The organism is Caballeronia sp., from assembly GCF_028292365.1.
Taxonomy (GTDB): Bacteria; Pseudomonadota; Gammaproteobacteria; order Burkholderiales; family Burkholderiaceae; genus Caballeronia.
In genome coordinates this window covers 1-21,681 of record NZ_JAQGMM010000090.1, presented here as the reverse complement: position 1 = coordinate 21,681, position 21,681 = coordinate 1, and the positions used below count along the sequence as shown (strand labels likewise).

Genomic DNA, 21,681 nt, shown 5'->3' with positions numbered 1-21,681 from the left:
GTGCTTTGCATGGCCGTCAACCAGCCGATGAAAATGTCCTCGTTTTCCCCATGTCTCAGGCAACGACGGCCTGCTCTGCGTCGAGCAATTGGGGGTATTGCCGCAGTACGTCGGCATACAGTTCGTCGATAATTCCGGCGCCGGCCGTCAGCGTGCCCGCCGCTTCCCTCGCGTCGAGCGCATCGAAGATCTTGTGCTTGAGGAAATGACGCCACACGACCGGCGCGCGAGCCAGGATGCCGGTCAATACGTCGTAACGTTCGCGTGTCCACTTCGCCTCATAGGCGTTGCGCTCCGCGCCATAGTCGAAGTGGGTGGCGACGGTCTGGGCCGCTATCCGTTTGGCCTCGTCGCGCAATTGCGCCGTGCTGGTTTCGTCGATCACCCCGTCGACCAGCACGACGCCGTACGACTCACGCGCCTGATCGACGCGAAGGTAACCGCGCCGCACGTCCTCGGCCACCTGCTGCGCGTCGCGTTCGTGCGGATGGCCGTAGCCGCCACCGCCGCAGCCTTCGAGGCGGATGACATCGCCTGGACCGCACATCACGAGGTCGGTCACGCCGAGGTCCTCTTCGTCCTCGCGGCCCGGATTGCGGGTAAAACGCGAGACAGCGCCCGCCTTACCCCCAAGCACGCCCCAGGACGCGAAGCGCGAGCGGTCACGATTGCGCGCGGTCACCAGCGTGCCCGGCGAAAACACCCTGAACTCCATCACGGTTCCCAGCCCGCCGCGGTACTTGCCCACGCCCGCGCTACCGGGCACGACGCCGTACTTGGTGATGCGGATCGGCACTTCGGCTTCGTTGATCTCGACCGGCGTATTGCGCAGGAACGCCACGTTCGCGCCGGAAGCGTCCGACCCGTCGCCCGAGATCATGCCGCCCGCGCCACCGCCAACCGGACCGATCGACGCGATCACCGTACGACCGCGGCGATCCACGGTCTTGACGTTAAGTATCGACATACCGCCGGCCGGGCAAGCCGGCAAACGTTCCGGGCACACCATCGAGAACGCACCGAAGGTCACGTACTGCGCGACCTTGGCGGTCAGGCTGCGCATCCCCACCGCCGCCGGCGGAACGCAATTCATGATCGTGCCTTCAGGCAGGATGCAGCGTGCCACTTTCAGCATGCCTGCGTTGAGCAGCAGATCGGGATTGAGTGAGTACAAGACATAGTTGAGGCCGACGAGCGCGAGGACGTGGCGCTCCTTGCCGCCGGTGGGCATGTTCAGCGACGAATTCAGTTGCGGATCGCTGCCGGTGAAATCGAAGACGAGCGAACCGTCCGCAACAGTCAGCGTCAGCGCAACCCGCAGCGGTTTGCCGTTGACCGAATCTTCGTCGGCATATTCGGCGAAGAAATATTCGCCATCCGGCATGCTCCTCACGATCGTGCGCGCCTGCTCTTCCGAGTACTCGAGCAGCGCGTCCATTCCGGCGCGGAATTGTTCGATTCCGAAGCGTTCGATGATCTCCAGCACCCGGCGCTCGCCGGTCATCAACATTGCAACCTGTGCCTTCAAGTCGCCGCGATTCTGCTCGGGCGCGCGCACGTTGATCGCCATGTGTTCAAGCAGGACCTCGTCCAGCACGCCGGCGCGAACAATCTTGGTTGGCGCGAACCGGATGCCCTCCTGGTAGATCTCGGTCAGCGTGCGCGACAGGGACGCTGGCACCGCGCCGCCCATGTCGGTGTTATGAATATGGCCACCGACATAACAGACGATCTCGTCGTTGAAAAACACCGGCTTCCACATCATCACGTCGGGCGTATGAGTTGCCACGTAGCCGCTGTATGCGTCGTTGGTCATGCAGATATCGCCCGGTTCGTAGTGGTCGATCATATCGATCACCGCACCGAAGTCGAGACCGGGATACCACGTGGCGCCGAGCGTCTTCGGCGAAGCAAACGTTAGTCCGCGGGTGTTCATCAGCGTGCAGGAGAAGTCTTCCGTTTCCTTCACGAAAGCGGAATGCGCGGTGCGCACGAGCGTATAGGCCATGCTTTCCGCGGCCGCGACGCAGTAGTTCGCAAAAATCTGCAGGACGGATTTATCAAATGTCATGTTGCGTATCCAAAGTCAGCTAGTCAAACGGCTTCAAGAAAAAGATTGCCGTACTCGTCCACACGGGCGTTGAAACCCGGCAGCACGCAAGTGGTGGTGTCGTCCTGGGCAACGATCGCGGGACCAGGGAATCGATGCCCCGCCAGCAGCGCCGTGCGCCGGTAGAGCGGTACGCGACGCCAGGCGCCGTCGAGGTAGGCGTCGATTTCTGATTCGGCTTTTGGCACGCCCTCGCCCGCCGCGATAGTTGGCATCTCGGGCTTGGGCGTGGGCGCGGTGATGACGAGCCTGAGCGCAACTACCTGGATCGCGGACTTTTCATCGCTGTGGCCATACAGGCGTTCGTGCTCGCGATGGAACGCTTGCGCGATCCCTTCAATGTCACCGTTGGCAATAGCGTCGGTGGTGAGCGGCGTGTCGATCTCGAACGATTGCCCGCGATAGCGCATATCAGCCGAGACCACGAGTTCAGCCGTTGCGTCGGTGCCGGTCTCGCGGATCACCCAGGCGCGCGCATCGGCCTCCAGCAGCACCAGATCGTGGCCGAGCCGTTCGACGGATGCACGGTCGAGTGGATAGTATGTCGTGCGAACAAAATCGTTCTTGGTGTCCGCGATCAAACCACCGAGTGCGCTCAGCACGCCCGGTGTAGTCGGGACCAGCAGGTTGCGCACATTCAGCGCGCGGGCGAGGAAGCAGCCGAGCATCGGTCCCGCTCCGCCGAAAGGCATGAGCGAGAAAGTCCGAGGGTCGATGCCGAAGCGCGAACTCAAGCGGCTCACGCCTGCATACATGCCCGAGATCGATACCTCGATGATCGCCGCCGCCGTCTTATACACATCGAGTCCCAGCCGCTGCGCAAGCGGTTCGATTGCACGCAGCGCCGCGTCGACATCCACCTTTACCGCGTTATAGCCAAGCGCCGCGCTGCCGAGCACGCCGATCGCGGCAAATGCGTCGGTGATCGTCGGGCGCGTGCCGCCGCGACCGTAGCAAACCGGGCCCGGATTCGACCCCGCGCTTTCGGGTCCGACCTTGAGCACGCCGAACTCGTCGACCCAGGCAATCGAGCCGCCGCCATCGCCGATCGACGACACGGAGACCGACGGAATATGGATCTGGAATTCGCCGATATATTCGCCCGTCGCGTATTGCGGTTTGCCGTCCACGATCAACGCAATGTCCGCGGTCGTCCCGCCGATGTCGAGACTCATGCAGTCCTTCACCTTGCAGAGCTTCGCGAGATACGCCGCGCCGATCACACCGGACGCGGTGCCCGACAGGATCATCTGCACGCAGTTCTGTTTGCCGTTCTCGGCGCTCATCACGCCGCCATTCGACTTGGTGACCTTCAGGTCCGCGCCAATCCCGCTTTCCGCCAGCGCCGCCTGCAACTTCGTGAGGTAATTCGACACGCGCGGTTGTACATAACCGCCAATGGTCGCCGTGACGGTGCGTTCGTATTCGCGGATGATCGGCCAGACTTCATGCGAACATGAGACAAACATACCCGGCATCGCGCGCTGGATGATCGCCTTCACCTGCTGCTCATGCGACGGGTTGCGATACGAGTGCAGCAACGACACCACAACACCCTCGCACCCGGCCGCTTGCATGCCGCCGACCGCGTCGAGCACGCTGGCCTCATCGACGGGGGTTTCTTCGTCCCCCTCCGCCGTCAGCCGGCCCACCACACCGAACACCCGGTCGCGCGGAATCAACGGGACGGGACGGCTGGACATCAGGTGGTACATATCGGGAATCTTCAGGCGCGCAATGTCCAGCACGTCCTCGAAGTTGCGCGTAGTGACAAGGCCGAGTTTCAGCCCCTTGCGTTGCACTACCGCGTTCACGCCGACGGTCGTGCCGTGCGTGAAATAAACCACCTCTCGCGGTTCGATGCCGTAGCGCTCCCGCAGGCCTTCCATTCCGGCAAGTACTTCGCTCCCCGGGCTGTCTGGCCGCGAAAACACCTTCAAGGTCCGTATTGTTCGCGTCGCTTCGTCGAGCACCGCGAAGTCGGTGAACGAACCGCCAATATCCACTCCGATTCTCAAACCCATTGCGTTGTCCTTGCCTGTCTAAAATGATGAACGACTGGACGCGCCGGCTGACTTGACCGCCTCGCGTCGCGAGGCCAGTCAGCGGCCAATCTGTTTGTTCCACTGTTCTATCCACTGGGGTGAATGCCCGGAGACCTGCTCGAACTCCACCCAGATCGATTTATCCCTGGTCGCGACCCGTGGCTCCACGCGCGTGTCGCACTTCACAGGCGTGCTGTCTGCGCTTGTCGATGACATCGCGGATCTGGTAATAGCTCCCCAGCGCCGGCATGAACCACGGCTTGCCGCGATAAAGCGGGTGCGTGAGCATCGGCGTGCCATAGGCGCTGCTCTCGGGCGCTTGCCCTTCGATAATCAGGCGAGCGAGCTTGTAGCCGAGGTAGGTCATCATCACCACGCCGCTACCGTTGCAACCGAGTGCGTAGTGGATACCGTCGGCGGTGCGGCCCAGATGCGGCAGGAAATCGAGTGTGAGCGCCACAGTGCCGCCCCAGCTGTGAGCTACTTTTACGTCGGCCATCTGCGGAAAGCGCTCAACCATTTGCGCATGCAGGATCGCACCCGACTGGCGCCGGTCCAGGTTATAAAAACGCGCGCGGCCACCGAAGAGAAAACGCTTGCCGTCGGGCGAATAGCGGTAGTAATTGACCACGCGGCGCGTCTCCGAGATACCGCGACGCTTTGGAATCAGCGATGCCTGCAAATCGGCGGGAAGCTCTTCGGTCGCGATCTGATGCGACACGACGGGCACCACGCGGCGTTTGAGATCCGGCATCGATTCGCCCGTGTAACCATTGGTGCAGATCACCACGTGCCGGCTCGCGAGCGTTCCTCGCGCGGTCTCCACGCGATACCCCGCCCCTGAACGCGCAACGCTCTTGACCGGGGCCTTGCTGCACACCGTGGCACCCGCGCCGCGAGCGGCGGCGAGCAGCCCGGCGAACATCTTCGACGGGTGGACTTGTCCCGCGCGCTCAATCAATACGCCGCCCGCGTAAATATCGCTGGCCAGTTCGCTGCGCAGTTCGTCGCGCGAGAGAATTCTTGCATCCGCCGACGCGTACGCGTTCAGGTTCACGATGCGCTTCTTCCACGCGGCCAGGTGCGCGTCGGTCCACATTGCGTTGATGCGGCCCGCCTTCAGATAAGCGCATTCGATTGCGTTGTCCCTGAGGATGCTTTCGAACACGCCGTAGGAAGCCGCGGCTTCACGCAGCAGCGCTTGCTGGTGTTGTTCCGATACGGCGTTGTCCAGCTTCTTGCCCGAGGGGGCCTTGCCTACGTTCACGCCTCCCGACACCTGTCCGCCGCTCAGCGTGCTCGCACCGATGCCGGGCACGTCAGCTTCGAGGACGGTCACGCTCAAGCCATGCTTCGCGAATTCGAGCGCGCACGACAACCCCGCATAACCCGCGCCGACGATCGCCACGTCGACTTCGCTCGGCACCTCGGACATCAGGTCGTCGTGAGGACGCCAGTCTTTCCACCAATATGGGGTATCGGTGAAATCGGATGAAAACACTTGGCTGCGCGTCGACACAATAAGGACCTTGGTGTGATGGCGGTAAATAATAGGACTACGACACACCGTGACTTCAGTGCGTTGCTACTGGTCGTGAAGCAATCAGCCGGACACGGGCAAATCCTCGCTCACTGCATGCAGTGCCTGCTGTGCAATGCCAACAATTTCGTCGATATCCGCTCGCGTGGCGACCAGCGGCGGCGCAAATCCAATGATGTCGTTAATGCCAAGCGGACGAACGATCAGGCCACGCGCAAGTGCCGCCTGCGCGACCCGGTTGCTGACCTTGAGAGCAGGCACAAACGGTGTGCGTCCGGTCTTGTCGGCCATTAGCTCAAGCGCCGCCAGCATCCCCTCGCCTCGTACATTCCCGACGAGCGGGTGATCATCGAATGCGGCGTGCAGGCGCTGTTGCAAATACGCGCCGACGTCAGCGGCATTGCGCGTCAGTTGCTCGCGCTCGAGGATGTCAAGGTTCGTCAGCGCCACGGCGGCACACACCGGATGGCCCGAGTAAGTCCAGCCGTGGCTCATTGCACCTTGCTCCCGCGAGCCGCGCTCGATCACGTCCCACACCCGCTCCCCGACAATCACGCCGGACAGCGGCAAGTACCCGCTCGTGAGACCTTTCGCGACCGAAACCAGATCCGGTTCAATACCGTAGTGCTCGGAGCCGTTGCGCGAACCAAGGCGCCCGAAACCGCAGACGACTTCATCGGCGACGAACAGGATGTCATGCCGCTTCAGCACGGCCTGGATGGCTGGCCAGTAGCCGGCCGGCGGTGGCAGGATGCCGCCCGAGCCCATGACCGGTTCGCCAAAAAATGCGGCGATGGTGTCCGCCCCTTCGCTTTCTATCAACCGTTCAAGCAGCTCGACGCAATCCGCCACGAATGCGCTTTCGCTGTCGCCTGGCCGGGCGTCGCGATAGAAGTCGGGACACGCCGTGTGCAGCACTTGCGGCAAGGGCAAGTCGAAAGCCGCGTGAAACTTCGCTTGTCCCGTGAGGCTGCCGGTTGCAATACCCGAACCGTGATAGCTGCGATGCCTCGCGATGATCTTCTTCTTGCGCGGCCGCCCGAGCACATTGTTGTAGTACCAGACCAGCTTGATCTGTGTCTCGTTGGCGTCCGAGCCGGACATGCCATAGAACACCTTCTTCATTCCCGGCGGCGACCAGTCCTCGATCAGCCGGCGCGACAGTTCGACAGCAGGGTCGTTCGAGAAGCCTGCATACGTGTGATAGAACGACAGCTTGCGGCTCTGGGCCGCCATCGCCTCGGCCATCTCCTCGCGTCCATAACCGATGTTCACGCAATACAGCCCGGCGAATGCATCGATATAGGAACGGCCCGCGTGATCCTCTATGCGTATCCCCGACGCACGCCTCATCAGGCGCCCTTCCAGCTCACCGGAAGCATGCTCGGACGCATGCGTTCCGGGATGCATGAAGTGGCGCCGGTCTGTTGCGAAGATCGCATCACTCAGCGAGACGGATGAGGGGTTCATGATGCTGTCGATCGGGTTCATGGCTGCACCGCGGGTGAAGAGGGGTGCGAGGAGTCCGCGATGTCCCATTCCGGATGCCACGCCGGCTTGCTCACGCGGCCATCGGCACGGGCGAGCGCGCTGATGCGAGCCATCGACGCGGCATCGAGTTTGAAATCGAATACCGCGAGGTTTTCCCCTATGCGCACCGGATTCGACGACTTCGGAATTGCCGCGACCCCGGGCTGCTGGATCAGCCAGCGCAAGATGATCTGCGCAGGTTGCTTGTCATGCTGACGCGCGATGTCCGCGATCACTGGGTCCGCAAGCAGCTTGCCGCTGCCAAGCGGTGAGTGCGAGATGAGGGCCATGCCATGCCGCGAACAGGCAGCGAGCAGCTTGGTCTGGTCGAGATACGGATGGTATTCGCACTGGTTCGCGACCAGCGGCAACGGCGAGAGCGCCACTGCACGATCGAGCAGCGCCACCGGAAAATTCGATACGCCGATATGACGCGTCAAGCCACGCCGTTGCGCGTCGTTGAGCGCACCGATCGTCTCTTCCAGTGGGATTTTCGGATTGGGCCAGTGCACGAGCAGCAGATCGACGTGATCGAGTCCTAGCCGCGCGACGCTCGCTTCTGCCGCGCCGCGAAAGTCGGCCGCGCGCAGCTCGGTATGCCAGACTTTGGTGGTGACAAACACATCGTTGCGCGGCACGCCGCAGGCGGCGAGTGCCTGGCCGACCGCCTGCTCGTTCTCGTAGCGGGCGGCCGTGTCGATATGCCGGTACCCGGCGTCGAGCGCCGCGCGCACGGCACGGACGCCTTCATCGTGGGTGGATTGCCATGTGCCCAGACCCAACCGGGGAATCAGGGCGCCGTTAGCGACAACTACCTGCAATTGCGCAGGCGCATGAAGAGGAAATTTCATCGCGAGAGTGTTTTCGGGATTCCCTGATTGTTATTGCCGTGCCACAATACGGCACGCTGTTCCATATTCAACAGGTGCAAAGTAACACGCGCTTTTTCGCGGCGCAAGGAACGACGACGCGTGGGGACGAGCGTGCGCTCTTCCTGCGGCCGCAAAACACCGGAGGAATGCATGAACAGTTTGTTGAAGAGCCTGGAGATCCTGGAAGCGGTATCGCAGCACCAGCCGGTCAGCGTGGGTGTGCTGGCGCGTTTGCTGGACATGCCGAAATCCAGCGTCCAGCGCGTGCTGATGACCTTTCTCGAAGCCGGCTGGCTGCGCCAGACCGGCGGCGACCTGACGCGCTGGGAAGTGGGCGCGCGGATTCTCGGCGTACGCCCTGCGGCGCTTCGCGGCGGCGCACTGTATGCCGCTGCGCGCGAGCCAATGCGCGAACTGCGGGAGCTGACCAACGAGACCATTCACCTGTCGATCCCGGACAGCACCAAGTCGATGGTGCTCATCGATCGCGCGGATTGCACGCAGACGGTACGCACTTTCAGTCCTATTGGCGACCTCAGCCCGTTCCACGCGACGGCAACGGGCCTCGCCGTGCTCGCGTACATGAGCGAGGCCGAGGTGGAAGAAATCCTGGGCCGCGACCTGCCGAAATTCAGCGACACCACGCCGTGCGACCCCGCCGAGATACGACTCGAACTCGAGCGCATCCGCAAGCGCGGATATTCGATCAACCTGTCGCAATATCGACGCGCGGTGTGCGCTATTGGTGCGGCCATCATCGATTCGGACGGCGCACCGGTTGGCAGCATCTGCATCTCCATGCCCGAATCCCGCTACGAACCCAAACGCCTCGATAAATGGGGAAAAGCCGTTGCGAAGGCAGCGGCGGCTATCAGCGTTTAGGGCCGCTATCGATGAAGCGCGACGCGTACGCCGCATCAGCGACAAGATCAGGCGTACGCTATCGTAAAGCTCATCACGCCGCCTAACTTGACGCCAACGAACCTACTGCCAAAGGATCCCATCATGCGAATCGAAACTTCATTCCTCTTCGACCTCGACGGAACGCTGGTCGACAGCGTGTACCAGCATGTTCTTGCATGGAAAGAGGCGCTGGACGCAGAAGGAATCGAGCTGTCGGTCTGGCGCATTCATCGCAAGATCGGCATGAGCGGCGGCCTCTTCACGAACCAGTTGCTGCGCGAAACGCACGGGGATATCAGTCCCGAACGCGTGGAGCGTTTGCGCCGCACTCATGCCGACGCTTACCAGCGGCTGCGTGCGCAGGTTTGCCCGTTGCCCGGCGCACGCGAGTTGCTTGCCGCGCTCACCGACGCGGGCACGCGCTGGGCCATCGCGACCAGCGGCCGCATGGAGACGGCGGCCGTGAATCTTGAAGCGCTCGGAGTCGATCCGGCCAAGTCGGTGGTCGTCACACGCGACGACGTGAAGTACGCCAAGCCGGACCCCGACCTCTTCATTGCAGCGGCGTCGCGTCTGGGCGTGTCGATCGAGCATACCGTCGTGGTGGGCGACAGCATCTGGGACATGCTCGCCGCGAGACGCTGCCGCGCGCTCGGCGTGGGGCTGTTGTCGGGCGGATACGGGATGGATGAGCTGGAGCGGGCCGGCGCGCTGCGCGTGTATGAAGACCCGGCTGACTTGCTGTTGCATCTGGATGAAGTGGCTGCAAGACCTTAGGCCTAAATAAAACTTCATGAATACGCCGCTTTCGGGATAGGGCTGGGTCGCTAATCTGCATGAACCGGACAACAACGACGGTTCATCGCAGGTCCGGTAACCCGCCAACCCTCGTTCCAGGAGCACACCATGAAGACCCCAATGATCGCCCTCGCCATTGCAGGATTGCTGGCCACCGGTTCCGCATTCGCAGCACAGACGGCCCCGTCGACGCAGACAGGCCAAACGGCAATCCAGGCCGCCGGCCAATGGGTTCCACCGTATGGACAGGCCGTCGCACCGAAGACACGTGCAGAGGTCTATCAAGAGCTCGTCCATGCGGAGCAGGACGGCCAGCTAGCGTATCTGGACGCCACACTTTATTCGCATGGCTAAGTATTAAAATCCGGCTCTCGCATTGGCAGCGAGAGGCCGCGCAGTAAAGCGCCATGACTATCAGACGCTATAGGCGAGTCGCAATCCGCCCCAATGACGGCCTGCGACCATGATCGGCGCGGACACGTCTTTCATCAGCGCATATTCCCCCGCGCCCATGTCGCGTCGGTATGTCTGCAACAGGAACGGCTTGGTGTGGGACCCCGAAGCCAGGCCCGTGCGGTCGTTGAAGATGCGCCGGTTACGCGAATGGGCCGCGTTCCAGGCAGGATCAGAGCCTTGCGGTTGTGAAAACTTCTTGTTGTGCGTGGGTAAGTAGCCCTTGGTATCTACTGCTGCGCAAAACACCACGCGCTTATCCAGCGCGAGCAAGGGCTCCTGTATTGCCGGCAGGATACGATCGGCAAGCTGAATATAGCGGGTCGTGAATTGCTCGGGATTGGTACCAGCAATCGGATGATATGCATGATCGAACAGGTCCGCAGCCGAGATCTCGCCGCGCGAAATGGCATGCTCGAATGCCCGGCCAATCTTCTGCGCGGCCGTCGTGACCGCGTCTATAAACCGTGTGTCGGGCGTCGCTATGCCCGCTTCCGCCGTCAGCTCGATCAAGGTTTCGGACACGCTCAACAACTTGCTCAACTGATCGCGCGCCTTCGTGAAGCTGCCGCTTGACTGCTCGACGCCTCCGACCATCTCGGAGACCTGGGACGCGAGTCCGCTGCATTGCTGGTCGATTGCCTCGGTTTGCGAAGCGATTTGCTCCGCTTCAACACTTAACTCTGTAATCGCTTTCCCTGTCGCCGACACAACCTCGCCAATAGCATGCGTGCCCTCCTTGACGCGCTGTGCACGTGCCGCGCTGGCTGAACCTTCAGCCATCAACAGGTCGGCCTGACCCGACAGCCTGGTGAGTGTTGTCCCGATCTCCGATGTAGCCTGCGCGGTCTTGGCCGACAACGCCTTCACTTCAGAGGCGACCACGGCAAAGCTTTTGCCGGACTCACCCGCGCGGGCCGCTTCTATCGCGGCATTCAACGCCAGCAGATTGGTCTGGCGCGCGATGATCGAAATTTCTTCCGAGATCTTGCTGACGTCGCTTAATGATTCTCGCAAGGTCGCGATCTCCGCCGCCATTACCGAGACGCTGTCCACCAGATTATGGATGTCTGCCAGCGACACCCTGACCGTCTCCTGCGACTGGCTGACGTCGGACGCGGCCTGATCTGCCACGATACGCATCTGACGCGCCGCCGCGGCAATCCGCTGGTTGCCCTCCATGGTCGACATGGCGGAACGCTGCAAACCGTGGCACAGATCCGTCTGACGCGTAGCGCGGGCCGCCACTTCCTCGACGTGCCCCGATACATCGCAAATCTCGATACCCAGCTTGCCCGCATGTTCGGCGATCTTGCCGACCGCCGCCAGCGTGCGCCCACGTTGCCCGAATCCGAAACCCGTCATCCCTTGCCCCCAGTGTTTTAATTTGCGTGGAATTCCCCGGTTGCGTCTCGACATGCCGGGCTCATCGAATTCCGCGTGACGTCCCTCGGTATATCGTCCGATTGAAGGGAAAACTAAAGGGTGCGAAGGGAATGGATGCGATACATCGGGTTTGCCCTGCGTCGGGGCCGGTACGCCGGCATGCCGGTTCACCACCACGAATAATGCCGACTCCAGCGCGCCGCGATTCAATCACGGTCGACAGGCGCTCCCAGCGGAAAAAACGGCCGATACGGGCGCGCCTCGTCAACCGCTCGCGCGAATGACGGACGTGCCAGCAGTCGTTGCCGGTATGCGATCACGTGCGGGAACGAAGCGTCAATTCGATGCGTCCAGTCCGCATAAAACAGGAACGGCGCCGCGCCGCAATCGGCCAGGCTGAAGCGATCTCCCGCAGCCCATTCGCGCCCGGCCATGACGCCATCGAGCCAGCCGTAAGCGGTCTCGAGCATCGAGCGTGCATCGGCAACGCCTCGTGCGTCCCGTTCCGTTTGCGGGCGCAAGCTGTCGCCCACGATCTTCTGCTGCGGGGTCGAGATATAGTTGTCGAAGAAACGATCCATGCTGCGGACCTCCAAAGCGCCGCGCGCATCTTCAGGCAGCAGCGGCACGGGGCCCGGATGGTACAGCCCAAGGTGCTCGATAATAATGCTCGCCTCAACCACGGTCCGGCCAGCATCCACGAGCACCGGAAAGCGCTTCATTGGCCAAAGCGCCGTCAGCTCCTCCATCGCCTGTGGGTTCTCGTGCGACAACGCGCGCCATTCGAACGGCGTGCCATTCTCGTACAGCGCGACCAGGACCTTCTGGCAGTAAGACGAAAATGGATGGGCGTAGAGTTTCAATGTCATTGGGATCACCTCGGGTTGAGCAAGACTGCTTTCCCTGACGACGGGCGAGGCTGCCGAAAATCGACATCCACTCTGAAGAATTTTAAAACCCCTTCTGCCGCAAGCGGTTCGCTTTACAAAACGGTTTCGGGCGCAGGGCAAATCGAGTGAAGCCAAACGAACCTACGGGAGGCGCTCGCTTCATCCCCCCGAGGAATGATCCCCGCTTGAAAATTCGGCGATACACGCCAACCGCACCCGCTCGACAGCCGTCGGCCAACTCTCATCGGCCGCTCGCCGGAACAGGCGCAGCGTCTGCGGATACCACGGCGAATCTTCACGCTCGCGCATCCAGCGCCAGTCGATGTCTTCTCGCGGCAGCAACACCCAGCACGGCTTGCCGAGCGACGCAGCAATGTGTGCCGCCGAGGTGTCCACGCAGATCACCAGATCGAGCTCGCCGATGATGGCAGCGGTATCGGCGAAATCGCTCAGCGCTGTCCCGAGGTGCAGCAGCGGAAGACCCGCGGGTGGCGACTGCCCCTCTTCTTCCCCCTGCCCTTTTTGCAGGCTCACGAAGCTGACCCCGGGCACGCTCCAGAGTGGCGCAAGCGTTGCAAGCGACGGCAGCGAACGGTTGGCATCGTTGTGATGCTTGGGATTGCCTTTCCAGACCAGGCCGATTTTGCGGCCGGGTGGAAGCGTTGCCAGCCGCACGCGCCAGTGTTCGACCAGCAACGGATCGGGCGTCAGGCGGATGGGATCGGGAATGGTGTCCGTAGTCGTGCACAGATGCAGCGGCACGCTCATCGGGCTCGTCCAATAATCGTACCCGGGAGCCTGGCCTAGCGCGGCCTCGTGGTCAAGGATCGCATCGACGCCCTCTACAGTCGCGAATAGCCGGTGTAGCGCAGGCGCGCAGGCGAATGCGATATGGCCTGCGCCTTGTGCCTTGAGCAAGGGTAAATAACGGCTGAACTGGACCATGTCGCCAAGACCATCTTCTTGCCAAACCAGCAGCGACTTGCCGGCAAGCGCTTCACCGCGCCACCGCGGACACGCGAGCAAGGACTGCGTCTGGTGATGAATGAATCCCGGCTGGTCATATCGGGAGTCGTAAAGCCGCCATCCCTCTTCGAATTCGCCCATGCCGAGCAGCAGCGTTGCAAGACTGACTTTCGCGTCGTGATAGTCCGGACGGATCGCGAGTGCTCGCCGGAAAGATGTCTCGGCATCGGTCAGGTGGCCGCGCTCCTTCAGCACGTTGCCGAGGTTATGGTGCGCCTCGGCGAGATCAGGTCGAAGAGCAAGCGCTCGCCGGTAAGCCGCAACGGCTTCAGGCGAGCGACGCAACGCCCACAGCACGTTGCCCAGGTTGTTATGGGCTTCAACACTATCCGGGCGGATCAGCAACGCTTGGCCATACGCCGCTTCGGCCTCGGGTAGCCGCCTGAGCGCCTGCAGCACGATGCCCAGGTTGTAGTGGGCTTCCACATAGTCGGGCCGGACTGCGAGCGCCTGCCGGTAAGACGCTTCCGCTTCGGGGAATCGCATGAGGGCAGCCATCAAGGCGCCGAGGTTAAGGTGAGCTTCAGCGTAATCGGGGCGGAAAGTCAGCGCCATCCGGCAGGCCAGTTCAGCCTCGGGCAGACGGCCCAGTTCCTTGAGCACGTTCGCCAGGTTGTTGAGCGCCTCGGCGTATTGAGGCCGGAGAACCAGCGCTTGCCGGTACGCCGCCTCGGCTTCCGGCAAGCGGGTCAATTCCTTAAGCACGTTGCCCAGATTGTTGTAGGTCCCAGCATCGGGAGATAGAACCAATGCCTGCCTGTAGGCACTTTCCGCTTCAATCCAACGGCGCAGGTCATAGAGCACGATGCCGAGGTTGTAGTGCGCCTGCGCGTAATTCGCACGGATAGCAAGCGCACCCCGGTAGGCCGCCTCGGCGTCATGCAGGCGGCCGAGAGCGTAGAGCACTGCACCCAAATTGTTACTGGCTTCGGCGAGGTCCGGGCGAATGCTCAGCAGTTGCCGGTAGACAGCCTCCGCCTCCACTAAAGAGCCAACTCCCTTAAGCAACATGCCGAGATTGTTGTAGGCATCGACGAAATCAGGCTTGGCCTCAATAGCCCGTCGCCAATACGCTTGCGCGTCCGCCAGTTGGCTCAGGCCTAGCGAACAGACCGCCGCTATGTTCAAGGCTTCTGCCAACGCGCTTCCCGTCAAAGCTGGATGCGGTTCAAGCATCGGTTTAACTATCGACAACGCTTGCCCGTATTGTCCGGCGAGGCATAGCGAAGCAGCCGACTGATGCCAGTCCGCAATGGGGGGCGCGCTTGTTGGAACGGGGAGTGTTGTCATGGGTCGGTCGTCGAAGCTTGGGTCAGCGGATTCCTTCGGGATGCGATCACCTCGCTCTACACGACATGATATCGATAAGCCGTGGTTCGAACGTCTACGGGAAAGGGAAAGGGAAAGCGCCCATCACATCACTGAGGTTACGATAGTTGCTATCGGCGTGACGGCGGGAAATGAGCGCATTGCTGCACGCTATTCGGAGGATGGGGGTGCTAAAGAGCGGTTAGACAAGCTTGGCAAGCTAGCGTAATGCGTCTAGTCCGCGGCCAAGCTCTTGGTGAACTGTAATGACTGTATTCAGCTTGGCTGAATCGACGCTTACAAATAAGCTTAAGGATTCTTTAACGCAGCCCAATGCGCAGACACGCCATTTCATTCTCCCTTCAAGAGCGGTGATCTGCGCTTAAGGGAACACGCCGGCATTGGGCCACTCACTAAACAATCGCTTACTGCTGCGTGCCGCTCGTTACGCCATAACGTGCTGCCGGCGCCCGATGCGAAAGGTTAGGTATCAACGTCTGCCGAGCCGCCTCGAACGCGTTCCAGTCAGCCGCTTCCGGCAGCGAGGGAATCGTCACCAGCTCGCCCTGGTCGAGACCGGCAAGCGCCGCGTCCACCATGTCCTGCGACGTCATCACGATACTTTCGGGCAGATAGCTCACCGGCGTGCCCGCGATGTCCCAGAACTCCGTGCTGGTTGCGCCCGGCAACACGGCCTGGACCCGCACGCCCTTCGCGCCAAGCTCGTGGTGCAACGACTGGGTCAACGCGAGCACGTACGCCTTGCTGCCGCCGTACACACCGTTCAGCGTCTCCGGCGACACAGCGACAATCGATGAAATGTTCACGATCGTTCCGCCGCCACGCGTGACAAAACCCGGCACCACCGCCTTCGTCAAATGTGTGAGCGCGACCACGTTGAGCGTAATCATCGCGTCCATTTTGTCGATGTCAGAGTCCACGAGCGGCGCGGTCGCGCCCACGCCGGCGTTGTTCACGAGCATCGTGATGCTGGAGTCGTTGCGCAGTACGTCTTCAACTTTGCGCACGCCTTCAGGCGTTCCCAGATCCGCGACGACAACCTCGAAATTCCGTCCCGTGGACGTTGTCAGCGTCGATGCCAATTCATTCAGGCGGTCGCGATTGCGTGCCACCAGGATGACGTCGTAACCACGTTCCGCAAGCCGTTGCGCATAGACCGCGCCAATTCCGCTAGAAGCGCCCGTCACCAAAGCCGTGCCTTTGTTCGCTACATTGCTCATTTCCGTTCTCCAGTTTTTCAGGTGTTCCGGCAGAAGCGCCGGTGTCTGAACGGAATAGTAGAAGTGTGCGATCATGTCATCAATGACATAGATGCAACTTTTTAGGACATTGCCCGGAATCCCCATCCCGGCGCGCAGGAGGCCATGTGAAAACGATCGGAATCATTGTTTATCCTGACTTTCAGGTGCTGGGGTTGGCGGTCTCGACCGTGTTCGAATTTGCCAACGCAACCGTCGAACAAGCCGCGTACGAGGTGAAGTTGCTGTCGGAACATGGCGGCTCCGTGCGCTCGTCGTTGGGGTTCGGCATCGATACCGCGAGTTTCCAGGGCAGCGCGTTCCACACCCTGATTGTCACCGGCGACAACTTGGGCACGCCGCATTCGGCCGGCGTGGCGGCATTTCTTCGCGACGCGCTGGAGACGTCCCAACGCATTGCGGCGACCTGTACGGGCGCGTTTGTGCTGGCCGAGGCGGGCTTGCTGGACGGCCGCCGCGCTACCACGCACTGGTACTACGCACGGGCGCTTCAGCGCGCGTATCCGCAGGTCAAGATGGAGGAGGACCGGATTTTTATTGTCGATGGCCCAATTTGGACGTCCGCCGGTGCGAGTGCCGGGATTGACCTTGCGCTGGCGCTCGTCGAGAAAGACCTGGGTACCGACACGGCGCGGCTCGTGGCGAAAAAAATGGTGGTCTATCATCGTCGCGCCGGGGGCCAGTCGCAGTACTCGGCGCTGCTCGAACTCGACGCGAAATCGGATCGCGTTCAGACCGCGCTGGCCTATGCGAAATCCAACCTGACCGCGAAGCTGTCGATTGAAGAACTAGCGGAAGTTGCCCATCTCAGCCCGCGCCAGTTCAGCCGGGTCTTCACGGACGAAACCGGACAATCGCCTGCCAGGGCCATCGAAAATCTGCGTGTGGAAGCCGCCCGCCTGATGATGGAAGCGGGACGGCATTCAGTTGATGTCGTCGCACGCGAGAGTGGCTTCGGCGACCGTGAACGAATGCGGCGTGCGTTCCTGCGTGCATTCGGACAGTCACCGCAAGCAATGCGGCGGATGACGGAATCGCAGCTGGTTTGATGAAGAGCCGGCTTTGTTTTGCGCGGCAGATGGATCAAGCTCGCGTTAAGGAGCTATGCAAATACTTGCTGAATCAACCAGAGCTGACGCCACCGTCGCACCCTCGGGCCGACGTTACACGGTCGGCGCCAACTGCGCGAGCACAGTCGTCATGCTCATGACCTGCTGGTCACCCTCTGATATTCCCGCGTCCTCGGCAGCCTTCGCCAATTGAGCATTGGTGAGTCTGGCAAGGCCGTCAAAACTATCGCGGACAATGGTTGCAGTCGTGGCGGAACTGGTCCGAAGTTCCCAGGTCTTGTCTTCGACAAGGCGTCGAAGCACATACTCACGTGCAGCCGTTTTGGCGGCAAGAATGCCGCGCGCTTGTTCTTCTGTCATGGTGTTCTCCCCGAGTTCGCCCTCGTTTTATATCAACGCGGGGCACCCTTGGCGGTTCGGAAGAACACACTTGGCTCAATTCTTTTCCGGGCGCGCTTCTGAGCGCTGGTCTTCAGGCCAACGCCAGACGTGCGATCGCGCGCTCCACGCCGCCGCGACCGAACGGAACACCCTGCACCGTCATCGCGGCTTCGACGCCCCCGAGACATCCAAGGATCATCGCGGGGTTAATGTCGCCGAGATGGCCGATACGAAATGCGCGTCCCGCAAGCGGCCCCAGCCCCCCCGCAATCGCAACTTCGAAGCGCTCGCGTGCAACGCTGCGGATTGCTTCCGGATCGATACCCTCGCTCACCTCGATAGTCGTCACCGACACTGAGCGCGCCGACGGCACCTCGCAGAAAAAGCGTAACGCGCCCGACTCGCTCCAGCACTCCACGGCCGCTTGCACTGCCTCCGCGATTCGTCGATGACGTTCCAGCACTTGGGGCAAGCCTTCACGGAAGATCAGCGCGAGCGATGCCTCCAACCCGGCGATCAGGCTTTGCGGCGGCGTGCCGCAAAACTTCCGATACGACAGCGTACTTTTGCGCCGCTCCCAATCCCAGTAGAAACGCGGCGTGGAATTGCGGCGCGAGACTTCCATGGCCGCTGCGTCGACGGCGACGAACGCGAGTCCCGGCGGCACCATCAACGCTTTCTGACTGGCGCCCAGAACCACGTTGATGCGCGTTGCGTCCATCGCGAACGGCGCGGCTGCGAGCGATGCAACCACGTCGACTACGAGCAGCGCCGGGTGATCGGCCCGGTCGATCGCCGCCCGCATGGCCGGCAGATCGTTGGTGATGCCGCTGGCGGTATCTGTGTGAACGATGAAGACCGCCACAATCTCGCGCTTCACATCTTCCCGCAGCACGGCTTCCACATCGGCTGGATCGATCGGACGACCCTGAACCCAAGGGGTACGAATCACACGGCCGCCCATTGCCTCCGTCTGTACCGCCCACGATTCCGAGAAGTGACCCGTGCCTGCCACCAGCACCGCCTGACCCGGCGCAACCACGTTGGCGATGACTGCCTCCCACGCACCATGCCCGTTCGCGGCATAGAGGAAGACGTCCGCTTGCTCAGTCTGCAGCACGCGCTTAAGGCCCGCTTCACACGCGGCAATACAGCGATCCAGTCGCGGGTCAGCCAGGTCCATCGGCTGACGACTCATTGCGTGCAGGACTTCATCCGGCACACGGCTTGGGCCCGGCGAATGCAGGAAACGATGACCGGGCAAACGAGTGGAGTCGTTCATGCGATGAGGATTCGAAACGGGTAATTGCCGCTGGAGTGGGCGCGCGCTTGAGCTTTGTTGTCAGTCAGTTTCATTGCAACCCTGGCTAGTTGTTGGCCAAAAGATTCTACAGGGCTGCACCGGAGGATGCACTTTCGATTCGCTTACCCGGCGAATTCAAGAATGGGTATTTTGTCGACGATGTTTCCCAAGGCCAACGAACGGCATGCACTAAATTGAAGACTTCGAATGGATCATCGGCATTATCGCCATGCCGACGCAGGGCGCATACAATGCCAGCAAATTCGCAGTCCGCGGCTATACCGAGGCGTTGCGCATGGAACTCGAACTGGAGGGCGTGACTGTGAGTGCTACCTGTGTTCACCCGGGCGGTGTTGCGACCAACATCGCAACCGCGGCACGGATCGACGACAACGCCCGGTTGCTGACGGGACAGGACGCGGAGGCGCATCGCAGGCAGGCTAATCGCCTGATCGACGCAACCAGGCCGGACGATGCGGCGCGCCAGATTCTTGCCGGCGTCCAGCGCAATGCGCGCCGCGTGCTGATCGGCAGCGACGCCCGGCGTGTCGATTTCATCTCGCGGCTGATGGGCGCGGCTTACCAATTCTATGTGCTGCGCTTTCATCGCAAGATGCAGAAACGCAGTGCGGGCAAATCGCATGCTGTACGGTCGGCTCAAGCCGCTGCATCCACGCCCAGGGACATCGCATGACTTCCGCAAACCACGCTAGCAGCCCCACGCCCTCATCGCGTGCCGATATTGACTATGACGTGCTCATCGTAGGCGCCGGTTTATCCGGTGTGGCCGCGGCGCATCATCTGCGCGAGCGCTGCCCGTCTGCCCGGTTCGCCATACTTGAAAGCCGCGCCACGATGGGCGGTACGTGGGACCTGTTCCGCTATCCCGCCGTGCGCTCCGACTCCGACATGTTCACGCTCGGCTACAGCTTCCGCCCGTGGCATGGCGATAAATCGATATCCGGCGGCCAGGCGATCCTCGACTACATCCGGGAGACGGCCGAAGCAACCGGCATCGACAAGAGCATCAAGTTCGCTCACAAGGTGACCAGCGCAAACTGGGATTCACAGGCAGCATGCTGGACCGTGCAGGTTCAACGTATCGACGGCAATATCGAAATCGAAACACACTACACCTGCAAGTTCCTCTACATGTGCAGCGGTTATTACGACTACGACGAAGGTCACGCACCGCGTTGGCCCGACATGGAGAAGTTCAAAGGCCGCATAGTCCATCCGCAGCATTGGCCTGCCGACCTGGCCTACGCGGACAAGCGCGTTGTTGTGATCGGCAGCGGCGCCACGGCGGTGACCTTGGTGCCCGCATTGGCGGACACGGCAAAACACGTGACCATGTTGCAGCGCTCGCCCACCTACATTTTTTCGCTGCCCGCGCGCGACGAGGTCGCAAACACGCTGCGTAAATGGCTACCGTCAACGCTCGCGCACAAGCTTATCCGCAGCAAGAACGTGCTGCTGACCATGTACTTGTACAACCGGGCACGACGCAAGCCGGAAGAAACCAAACAGTTGCTCATCAGGGCGGCGGGCAAGCAGCTAGGACCCGAATTCGACGTCGACAAACACATGACGCCCCGATACAACCCGTGGGACCAGCGTCTGTGTCTTGTCCCGAATGGAGACTTGTTCAAGGCGGTGCGCGCCGGCCGCGCATCGATCGCCACCGACGAAATCGAACGCTTCACCGAGACCGGCGTGCAACTGCAAAGCGGCCAGCACCTTGACGCCGACGTGGTGATTACCGCCACCGGATTAAAACTCAAGATGCTCGGTGGATCGGTGATCTCCATTGACGGACGCCAGATTTCCCTTGGAGACACGGTGTCCTACAAAGGCATGATGTATAGCGATGTACCGAATCTTGCATCGTCGTTCGGCTATACCAACGCCTCGTGGACCCTGAAGGCCGAGTTGATCGCGCAGTATGTCTGCCGGCTCGTGAATCACATGAAGGCAAATCACTACGATGTTTGTGTACCCCGGCTGAGGGATAACGAAATGGGTTCGCTGCCTGCCGTCGACCTCACGTCTGGCTATATTCAGAGGGCATCGGACATCCTGCCCAAGCAGGGGCTTCACAAGCCGTGGAAGCACCATCAGAACTATCTGCTCGATCTTGCGTCGCTCAGGTTCGGCGCCTTGAGCGACGGCGTCATGCAGTTCGAGCGACGCCGTATGACAACAGTCGTCCTCAAGCGCGAAGCGCAAGAGCACGCATAAACGCAAGGATGAATACGTGCCACTTATTTTCCTGTCCATTGTCGCCGTTTGCATTGTCGTGGTCGCGGGGCTTGTTGCTTTTACTCTGTACATTGCTCACCGCGTCGACCAGGCGCTGCCCCCGCAGGGCCGGTTCATTGACATCGGCGCGGACCGTATTCACTACGTTGAATACGGGAGCGGGCCGCCCATTGTCTTCGTCCACGGATTAAGCGGTCAGCTACGCAACTTCGCGTATCTCGACATGAATGCTCTCGCACAAACGCATAGGGTGATCCTCATCGACCGGCCAGGCTCGGGACATTCAACGCGAGGCGCAGGCTCGTCCGCCAGCATGTCCGCACAAGCACGGACCGTAGCGTTGTTCATCGATGCCATGGGCCTGGACAAGCCGGTGCTGGTCGGACATTCGCTTGGCGGCGCCATTGCGCTGGCGGTCGGCCTCGACCATCCGAACAGTGTCAGCCGGCTGGCGTTGATCGCCCCGCTGACGCATCTGGTCGATGCGAGTCAGGCCTTTGGCGGCCTGCTGATTCGATCCCCGT

General features: G+C 61.5%; 17 protein-coding genes and 1 pseudogene. 7 read left to right on the top strand and 11 right to left on the bottom strand.

The features are described from left to right. Positions 1-55: 55 nt before the first annotated feature. The 5 genes from JWR14_RS05365 to JWR14_RS05345 form a co-directional block, all read right to left on the bottom strand. Positions 56-2,071, bottom strand: coding sequence for a hydantoinase B/oxoprolinase family protein (locus tag JWR14_RS05365; RefSeq protein WP_299702624.1), 2,016 nt, complete (start codon positions 2,069-2,071; stop codon positions 56-58). Between the two features lie 23 nt (positions 2,072-2,094). Next, positions 2,095-4,134 carry a hydantoinase/oxoprolinase family protein gene (locus tag JWR14_RS05360; protein ID WP_299702621.1) on the bottom strand — a complete coding sequence of 680 codons (2,040 nt, stop codon included), beginning with the start codon at positions 4,132-4,134 and terminating at the stop codon, positions 2,095-2,097. 160 nt (positions 4,135-4,294) lie between these two features. Continuing rightward, positions 4,295-5,656, bottom strand: coding sequence for an FAD-binding oxidoreductase (locus JWR14_RS05355; protein WP_299702618.1), 1,362 nt, complete (start codon positions 5,654-5,656; stop codon positions 4,295-4,297). Positions 5,657-5,758: 102 nt separating this feature from the next. After that, positions 5,759-7,165, bottom strand: coding sequence for an aminotransferase (locus tag JWR14_RS05350; RefSeq protein WP_299702615.1), 1,407 nt, complete (start codon positions 7,163-7,165; stop codon positions 5,759-5,761). A gap of 17 nt (positions 7,166-7,182) precedes the next feature. Further along, positions 7,183-8,076, bottom strand: a complete 894-nt coding sequence (locus tag JWR14_RS05345; RefSeq protein WP_299702612.1) for an aldo/keto reductase — start codon at positions 8,074-8,076, stop codon at positions 7,183-7,185. 171 nt (positions 8,077-8,247) lie between these two features. Here JWR14_RS05345 and JWR14_RS05340 point away from each other — a divergent pair, with 171 nt between their 5' ends. The 3 genes from JWR14_RS05340 (at position 8,248) to JWR14_RS05330 (ending at position 10,152) form a co-directional block, all read left to right on the top strand. Continuing rightward, a complete protein-coding gene (locus tag JWR14_RS05340; protein WP_299702609.1) occupies positions 8,248-8,979 on the top strand; it encodes an IclR family transcriptional regulator in 732 nt (243 codons plus the stop codon). Between the two features lie 123 nt (positions 8,980-9,102). After that, entirely contained in the window at positions 9,103-9,777 is a 675-nt protein-coding gene (locus tag JWR14_RS05335) for an HAD family hydrolase (RefSeq protein WP_299702606.1), read from the top strand. A 129-nt stretch (positions 9,778-9,906) separates the two neighbouring features. After that, positions 9,907-10,152 carry a DUF4148 domain-containing protein gene (locus JWR14_RS05330; protein WP_299702603.1) on the top strand — a complete coding sequence of 82 codons (246 nt, stop codon included), beginning with the start codon at positions 9,907-9,909 and terminating at the stop codon, positions 10,150-10,152. Between the two features lie 60 nt (positions 10,153-10,212). Here JWR14_RS05330 and JWR14_RS05325 read toward each other — a convergent pair whose 3' ends face one another. From JWR14_RS05325 to JWR14_RS05310, 4 genes are all read right to left on the bottom strand, one after another. Further along, positions 10,213-11,616 carry a methyl-accepting chemotaxis protein gene (locus tag JWR14_RS05325; protein ID WP_299702775.1) on the bottom strand — a complete coding sequence of 468 codons (1,404 nt, stop codon included), beginning with the start codon at positions 11,614-11,616 and terminating at the stop codon, positions 10,213-10,215. Between the two features lie 227 nt (positions 11,617-11,843). Further along, the gene (locus JWR14_RS05320) at positions 11,844-12,506 is read right to left on the bottom strand and encodes a glutathione S-transferase family protein (RefSeq protein ID WP_299702600.1); all 663 of its coding nucleotides are present in this window, start codon (positions 12,504-12,506) and stop codon (positions 11,844-11,846) included. Positions 12,507-12,686: 180 nt separating this feature from the next. Further along, positions 12,687-14,843: a tetratricopeptide repeat protein gene (locus JWR14_RS05315; RefSeq protein WP_299702597.1), complete on the bottom strand. Its 2,157-nt coding sequence runs from the start codon at positions 14,841-14,843 to the stop codon at positions 12,687-12,689. 443 nt (positions 14,844-15,286) lie between these two features. Next, positions 15,287-16,102 carry an SDR family oxidoreductase gene (locus tag JWR14_RS05310; RefSeq protein WP_299702594.1) on the bottom strand — a complete coding sequence of 272 codons (816 nt, stop codon included), beginning with the start codon at positions 16,100-16,102 and terminating at the stop codon, positions 15,287-15,289. Positions 16,103-16,248: 146 nt separating this feature from the next. Here JWR14_RS05310 and JWR14_RS05305 point away from each other — a divergent pair, with 146 nt between their 5' ends. Next, on the top strand, positions 16,249-17,190 hold the full coding sequence (locus JWR14_RS05305) for a GlxA family transcriptional regulator (protein ID WP_299702591.1): 942 nt from the start codon (positions 16,249-16,251) through the stop codon (positions 17,188-17,190). Between the two features lie 114 nt (positions 17,191-17,304). Here the strand turns inward: JWR14_RS05305 and JWR14_RS05300 are convergent, their stop codons facing one another. After that, positions 17,305-17,571, bottom strand: a complete 267-nt coding sequence (locus tag JWR14_RS05300; RefSeq protein ID WP_299702588.1) for a hypothetical protein — start codon at positions 17,569-17,571, stop codon at positions 17,305-17,307. 112 nt (positions 17,572-17,683) lie between these two features. Next, on the bottom strand, positions 17,684-18,874 hold the full coding sequence (locus JWR14_RS05295; RefSeq protein WP_299702585.1) for an aminotransferase class V-fold PLP-dependent enzyme: 1,191 nt from the start codon (positions 18,872-18,874) through the stop codon (positions 17,684-17,686). A gap of 238 nt (positions 18,875-19,112) precedes the next feature. Here JWR14_RS05295 and JWR14_RS05290 point away from each other — a divergent pair. From JWR14_RS05290 to JWR14_RS05280, 3 genes and pseudogenes are all read left to right on the top strand, one after another. Then, positions 19,113-19,589 (top strand): annotated as a pseudogene (locus JWR14_RS05290) (SDR family NAD(P)-dependent oxidoreductase); the annotation flags it as partial. Then, positions 19,586-21,136 (top strand): NAD(P)/FAD-dependent oxidoreductase, encoded by a 1,551-nt coding sequence (locus tag JWR14_RS05285; RefSeq protein WP_299702582.1) that lies wholly within the window; start codon positions 19,586-19,588, stop codon positions 21,134-21,136. The pseudogene JWR14_RS05290 and the gene JWR14_RS05285, both read left to right, overlap by 4 nt. Positions 21,137-21,152: 16 nt before the next feature. After that, on the top strand, positions 21,153-21,681 hold a 529-nt coding region (locus tag JWR14_RS05280; protein ID WP_299702580.1), incomplete at its 3' end, for an alpha/beta fold hydrolase.